3 protein-coding genes are annotated in these 1430 nt (G+C 61.2%); all 3 read right to left on the bottom strand.

Features of this window, described 5'->3' with window-relative positions:
- On the bottom strand, positions 1–210 hold a 210-nt coding region (locus tag CXQ93_RS20940), incomplete at its 3' end, for a hypothetical protein (RefSeq protein WP_219817402.1).
- A 71-nt stretch (positions 211–281) separates the two neighbouring features.
- Positions 282–560, bottom strand: coding sequence for a sigma factor-like helix-turn-helix DNA-binding protein (locus tag CXQ93_RS20095; protein WP_104112165.1), 279 nt, complete (start codon positions 558–560; stop codon positions 282–284).
- The coding region (locus tag CXQ93_RS20100; RefSeq protein WP_146073305.1) for a replication initiation protein at positions 547–1430 on the bottom strand (884 nt) is incomplete at its 5' end. The genes CXQ93_RS20095 and CXQ93_RS20100, both read right to left, overlap by 14 nt.

Raw genomic sequence — 1430 nt, forward strand, 5'->3', positions numbered from 1 at the left:
GGACAGGGCATTTTCTAGCTCAATTACACGGTTTTTTAGGCCTACCTGTTCAGGTTGAGCTATGTCATGAACATGTTGAGCTGTGTCAGTGGACAGGTTCTGGACTGCTCCCTGAACAGGATGAAGCCCTGCAGCGAGCAGGCTGGTGAGGGGAATTTTCCAGACACCTTTTGGGTCGCGGTAGGCGTCCGGAAAATCGCCCTGGTCCAACCGTCGTCGAAGTGTTGAACGGCTGGTTGAAACCAAGGCCGCTGCCTCAGTGAGGGTAAAAACAGGACGGCTCACGGGGAAGCGTTCTCCTGCGCCGCAGCTTCGCGTTCGGCTTGCTTTGCGTAAGTACCCACCAAGCCGACAGAGACGCCCAGCTCAGTAGCAATTTTCCGCATGGTCATGCCTTGCTCACGCATCTCGACGATCTTCCGGCGACGCTCAACTGCCCGGGCCTCGTACTCATCTCGTGGTTCAGCAATGTATCGGTAAATCGTTCGTGGGGAGACTCCCAGGCGTTCGGCCAAAACTCGAGCAGGGACATTTCGGCGAACTGGCTTAAGCGCGGGCATTGTTTTCCTCCAAAGCTTCCATGAGGCGAATGTCTCTTGCCGTTGTGCGTTTCTGTCCTGAGGTAACCCCGCCTTTACGTCCGCGCCGTCGCTGGATATCGAGGAAGTCCTGGTCGAACTTCTCTGCCCCCTTGTGGCGGAGGTCGGAGCGCCACACAAAGCGGGCGATGGAGCGAGCGAGGTGGGTGACTTCGAGCTCAGAGAGCGGGCCGGCGGAGAATTCGTCGGCAATGGATCCGAGGTTCTTGTTCCAGGCGTAGGCGTGGACGGCTTCTTCCCAGTCCCGCTGGTCGGGGTAGCGAGTCCAGGCACGGTAGGCCCAGTGGCGCACGGTGTCGAAGAGGGCGACATTACGGCCGATGCCGGTGTTGCGAAGGAGCCGGCGCTCGTTCCACTTGGGCAGCGCGCCGAGGTCGGAGAGCGCAGCGGCGAGGTCCGGGAGGCTGTAGACGGCCTCCATTTCACCCCAGACCGGCAGGTGGTCCTGGTGATACGGGTTCTTGGTGATGCGCCCGCCGTAGGCGACGTCTCCACCGAGGATGGTCGTCAGTCCTGACTCAATGCGGGCCAGCAGGTTTACCGGACGGCGGCTGGCCGCGTCAGTGAGGCAGACGGGGGCCGCGAGGGCGTAGGTGATGTGGCCGTCTTTAGTGAAGGGGTTCAACGCGACGTAGGACGGAGCGGGCAGTCCTGCCAGGTCGGCCGCGTGCTCTGCTTCGCCGCCATCGTGGTCGATCACGACCAGGGAGCGGAGCACCAAAGGATTGGACTCGATATAAGGCTCTCTAAGCGCGTTATCCCGGTTCATGCGCTGCTGGTGCGTCTTCACCCCAGCTAAGGGCGCATGCGGCAACCAGTGGCCGCTGAAGG

This window comes from Arthrobacter sp. N199823 (assembly GCF_002929705.1).
GTDB lineage: Bacteria > Actinomycetota > Actinomycetes > Actinomycetales > Micrococcaceae > Specibacter.

Bases quoted from the DNA above. Each gene is read 5' to 3' on its own strand.
- CXQ93_RS20095 (WP_104112165.1), bottom strand. From the start codon at position 560: ATGCCCGCGCTTAAGCCAGTTCGCCGAAATGTCCCTGCTCGAGTTTTG.